The organism is Coprococcus sp. AF51-11b1 (assembly GCF_027682785.1).
Classification (GTDB): domain Bacteria; phylum Bacillota; class Clostridia; order Lachnospirales; family Lachnospiraceae; genus Allocoprococcus; species Allocoprococcus comes.
On the sequence record NZ_JAQCZB010000027.1, the window covers coordinates 1 to 5,062 of the forward strand.

The window sequence follows — 5,062 nt, forward strand, 5'->3', positions numbered from 1 at the left end:
CTCTGCATGCCACTCCTTAGTCTCTGTCTCGACCAGCGAACGAATGTTATCTTACCACGGCTTTCCAGAATTGTCAATGTTGTTTTTATATTTTGCGCAATTCAGAATATTCTGACATCAATTTAACATGCTTTTGCGAATGGCACGGCTGAACATCCCCTTCCATTTGCCTTTCCATTTCCTTTTTCATTTCACATTTACAAAAAGCAGCCGTACCAAAACTCTGATACAACTGCTTGTATTTTAAAACATTGATTTCATTTTAATTATCAGATATATGGTTGCAAAAACTGCAAACAGATACACACACCCAATAATTACAGAACTCTTTTTCCCTCTTCCCCATTTTTCCGTTGCAAGATACATTGCATCCAACACATCAAACAGAAAGAAAAACTGGAATACCGTATGTACAACTGCTTCGGCAAACCCTATTTTCCCACTTTTATAGGTCATACGGATCACCTGGATCCCATAAAAGCTTCCCGGTAAAATAGCAAGCCATGTTGCACCAACCGAAAAAACGACTGCTACAATCAGCCACGGCAGCAATACCGGAGCAAAGATTATCGCGGCTCCCCGGCTTCCTACCAGCACTGCCATACTTATGAAAAAATAATAAATGAACAGAACCAGAAAATTCACACAGAAAAAAACAACCAGCCCATATTTATGGATCAGCATGCGGTTCACGCATTCAATCGGATTTCCCGTTTTGTATATCTTAAATGACTGTCCAATATTTATGATTCCCACAACTGCCACAAGTCCCCAATAAAAAAACAGTGGAAGAAACACAATCATCAACGTTAATCCGATATGCCCCTCCTGGATTTTATCCAGCAGTCCTGTAACAAGAATAAGATATACATATGCAAGTGGTACACATAAAGTTAATAGTATTACATAAAGAAATGTACTTTTCCGTGATTTTCTATTTTCCATATCCTGGCTCTCCATATTTCAGGAAAAGAGAACCGTAATTTTCTATACAGCTCCCCCTTTCCCTGTTTTCTATTTATCTGCGTCCCATAAATGCTTCAATCTCATCGATCTGTCTCGGAATTGCTCTTGACAGATTTTCACATCCGTCTTCTGTGATCAGGCAATTATCTTCCAGACGGAATCCAATGCCCCATTCTTCATGGTAAACACCGATATCTACACAGAATACAACACCCGGTACAGCAAGTCCGCTTCCTTCTACCACGTCATGTACATCAAATCCAACATGATGTGCTCCACCGTGCCACATGTAAGTCCCAATATCTTCAAAATTTTTGCATACTCCTGCTTCTTTTAACTGTTCAAATGTATATTTACGGATGATCTTATCCACATCCAGAAGCGGTACACCCGGTTTCAGTGTACTGAACATATATTCTGAAGTATTGTAAATGCACTCATAAAGCAATTTCTGACGGTCATTAAATCTTCCATTGCACGGAAATGCCCTGGATACATCGTTGATCTCATAATCCCATACAGCACCAACGTCATTCAGGATCATATCTCCATCCTGTGCCTGTCCGCGATAATCATAGTAATGAATTTTAAAGTTGTTCTTTCCTGATGAAATGATAGACGGAAATCCTGGTGAAAGCACTCCCCTCTGAGCCAGTGCATAATCAAATTCTGCTTTATACTGGTATTCGTACATTCCCGGTTTAGATGTTTTCATCATTGCTTCGATTCCGGCCTTTGTGATCGTTTCCGCTTTCTTCATTGCCTCAATCTCACATGGTTTCTTGATCAGGCGAAGCTGTTTCATGATCGGATGAAGGTTGCCAAGTCCAACAAACGGAGCATGTTCTTTCAGATACTTGCCAAGGCGGTATGCTTCTACTGCCGGCGTATTTTCATAAACCTTGTCAAAATCAAGATAAACTTTCTTAACATTGCCAGAAAATAATTGTCTGGAAAGATCATTCCGGAATGCTGCCACATATTTGTAATTCGTAATTCCGGAAAGTTCTTCTGCTTCCTCTTCTTTTATACGTCTTCCGGTCCAGCGTTCTGCAAATGCATCCGGTGGAAGAAGATACAGAGTTTCTTCAATTGTTCCCTCTCCGACATAAGTCATCAGTACAATATTTTCCTGCTCAATTCCTGTCAGATACAAAAAGTTACGATTTGTAAAAAACGGATAATTCTCATCATTGGTCTTGATCGGTGCATGTCCGCTGAATACAACCACCAGAGATCCCGCTTCAAGTTTCTGATACAGGCTCTTACGATTTCCTGCGTAAAATTCTTTATTCATTGGTCAATCCTCCTGCCCTCTGCGCTTAGTGTAAATATTTTTCTTTCAGATATTCAATATAATAACCGGTATTCAGCTCTTCTCCTGTTGCTTTTTTGAGCATCTCGCGCGCAGAATAGGTCTGTCCGTACTGGTGAATATGTTCTTTTAACCAGTTTCCAATTACAGATGAATCTCCTTTTCCCAGCTTTTCAAATGCATCCGGGCAATCAGCAAGAAGCTTATGAGCAAACTGTGCTGCGTAAGCATCTCCAAGTGCATATCCCTGAAAATATCCTACACATCCTGAAGCCCAGTGCACATCCTGCAGGATTCCTTCCTGATGATTCTTTGGAGTAAATCCCAGATATTCCTGATATTTTCTGTTCCATGCTTCTTCAATTGTATCCACTGTCAGTTTTCCATCGAAATATTCTTTTTCAATTTCGTAACGGATGATGATATGCAGGGTATTGGTAAGCTCATCCGCTTTCAGACGAATCAGTCCCGGTTTTACTTTATTGAGTGCCGCAAGGAATGTATCCAGAGAAATCTCTTTGTATTTTGGCACTTCCTTCTGCAGATATGGGTACAGGTTCTCCCAGAATTCTCTGGTTCTTCCCACATGATTCTCGTAGAATCTGGACTGGGATTCATGCATTGCACCTTCAATTCCGCCCCAGAGTCCGCTTTCTGCGACCTCATCGTTCGCATTATAATTATAGAGTCCGTGTCCGGTCTCATGAACCACTGCCAGAATCGCATGGATCAGCTCATCACAGTTTGTGGATGGTCTGGAATCACGAGGTCCGGTGCAGACACATACCGGATGATGGATCTCAAATAAAGTACTCTTATCTTTATCAAGTCCCAGAATCTCCTGCGCTTTCTTCACAATACGAAGTACTGTCTCATGATCTGCTTCACATTCCAGAATGGAATCATCAATCTTACTCTGTTCTTCTCTTACCGCATTTAAAATTTCGCAGACAGCATCTTTGATTTTTGCCAAAATTGCATCAATCTCTTCCAGACGATAATCCTTATCAAACCGGTTCACCAGAACCTGATATGGTTTTTCATCCGGATTGATCGCTGTTGCTATCTTCTCCTGTAAATCAAACTGTTTTTTCAGTACCGGCTTAAAGCTTTCAAAATCATCTGCCTCATAGCATTTTCCCCATGCCAGCTGTCCATCTGCATTTGCCTGATTCAATTCTCCCTGCAGGCTTGCCGGAATCTGTACTGCTTCTTTATACTTTCCGATCAGATAACGTACCATACCTTTGTCTGTATCTGAATCAAAAGCTGTCTCTCCTTCCAGTGACTCTACCAGTTCTTTTGTCTCTTTGCTTGTCAGTTTCTCATTAGAAAGCTCTGTCAGATATGCTCCGACTTTCCCTTCATAATCAAATCCGTCCTTCGGGCAGTTATTCCATCTGTCATAGTAAATGATATTATCCATACACTCCAGATAACGGAGTTTCACAACAATATCCTTCACCTTTTCCATCTGTTCTTTTATAGCCATTACCGTACCAACCTTTCTCCTTAGACTAATGTTCAAACTCTGGTCCGATTATACCATTTGTTTCCCCGTAGTGTCAATCTTTTGGCAAAAGCCGGTTCCTCTGTTATGCCTTTATTTCTTCACGGTAGATTCGTTCGATATGCATTGCCAGATACCCGATTTCCATCTCATCAAGTTCTTTTCCAATACTCTTTCCGAGCATATCGCAGACTTTTTTTGCAGTCATATACGCTTCCGGAAATTTGGATTCTATATATTCATTCATATTGATACGAAGATCCTCCCCCGTCATAGCACGTGCTACCATATATTTGATATGGTTCATCAGACGATTATAGGAAAGCGAGATCACATCGATCTTTTTTCCTGTTTCTTTTTCGATCATCTCAATACATTCTCTCACTGCACGGGCCGTCTGCATTGCCACAGACACTTTTTCATCCTCGATTGCTGAATGAATGTGAAGTGCCACGTATCCGATTTCATGCTCATCGATCGTGATCTGCATTCTCTTCTGCAAAATATCTCTGAGCACGGATGCTGCTTGAAATTCATTATGAAAAAGTACTCTGATATCATCTGTCAGTGGATTGCTGATCTGCTCCTGATTCCGGATTCGCGAAACAGCAAAGGAGATATGATCTGCCAGCGGGATCATGATCCGGCGGTCTACTTTCCCAAAAACTTTTTCTGCTTCCCGGATCACCTCATCTGCGATTTCCAGAAATTCCGGATCCATCTCCTGCACCAGAGATTTGGCAGATCCTCTGTCTGTCTGTTCGGTCAGGCGGTAAGTTGCTGTATCTTCTGTCACTTCAAAACGCTGACTGACCTTCTTTCCAAAGCCAATTCCTTTACCGAGAAGAACGTATTCCTGGTTATCCTCTGTATTGATTGCAATCACGCCATTATTATTCAAAATTTTGCTTACTCTGTACATATCTGATTCCCCCGAAGACGAGTTTTAAGTTCTGATTTTATCCTAGCAGAGAATGAGGGGAAAGTCAAAAAAAGGTTGAGAAAAAGGGAACGCAAATTTGGCTGTTTTCTGACGGGTGTGAAATAGCTTCCGCAAAAAACAAATAAAAGCAGAACGGGGCTGTTGCACGATGGATCGTGCTTAGCCCCGTAAGTTTGTTTGATGTTTTTGATGTGATTATCACAAAATCTGTGAATAGATTTTATTTGGTTTCCCGGATCTTCTTTCTGAGCGGAAGTACCATTGCAGGAGATACGGATAATTCGTCTAATCCCATGCTTAAGAATTCTTCGGTCAGTTCGAGGTCAGC

4 protein-coding genes are annotated in these 5,062 nt (G+C 41.2%); all 4 read right to left on the reverse strand.

What is annotated here, in order from left to right; all coding sequences use genetic code 11:
• Positions 1-243: 243 nt before the first annotated feature.
• On the reverse strand, positions 244-945 hold the full coding sequence (locus tag PGY05_RS16300) for a hypothetical protein (protein WP_022220933.1): 702 nt from the start codon (positions 943-945) through the stop codon (positions 244-246).
• A gap of 73 nt (positions 946-1,018) precedes the next feature.
• Entirely contained in the window at positions 1,019-2,263 is a 1,245-nt protein-coding gene (locus tag PGY05_RS16305) for an aminopeptidase P N-terminal domain-containing protein (RefSeq protein WP_055158220.1), read from the reverse strand.
• A 25-nt stretch (positions 2,264-2,288) separates the two neighbouring features.
• On the reverse strand, positions 2,289-3,773 hold the full coding sequence (locus tag PGY05_RS16310) for a carboxypeptidase M32 (protein WP_270476336.1): 1,485 nt from the start codon (positions 3,771-3,773) through the stop codon (positions 2,289-2,291).
• Positions 3,774-3,876: 103 nt separating this feature from the next.
• The gene (locus tag PGY05_RS16315) at positions 3,877-4,713 is read right to left on the reverse strand and encodes a PRD domain-containing protein (protein ID WP_270476338.1); all 837 of its coding nucleotides are present in this window, start codon (positions 4,711-4,713) and stop codon (positions 3,877-3,879) included.
• Positions 4,714-5,062: the final 349 nt, after the last annotated feature.

Excerpts from the sequence above, each read along its gene's own strand:
- PGY05_RS16300 (WP_022220933.1), bottom strand. The coding sequence starts at position 945 with ATGGAAAATAGAAAATCACGGAAAAGTACATTTCTTTATGTAATACTA.
- PGY05_RS16305 (WP_055158220.1), bottom strand. The coding sequence starts at position 2,263 with ATGAATAAAGAATTTTACGCAGGAAATCGTAAGAGCCTGTATCAGAAA.
- PGY05_RS16310 (WP_270476336.1), bottom strand. The coding sequence starts at position 3,773 with ATGGCTATAAAAGAACAGATGGAAAAGGTGAAGGATATTGTTGTGAAA.
- PGY05_RS16315 (WP_270476338.1), bottom strand. The coding sequence starts at position 4,713 with ATGTACAGAGTAAGCAAAATTTTGAATAATAATGGCGTGATTGCAATC.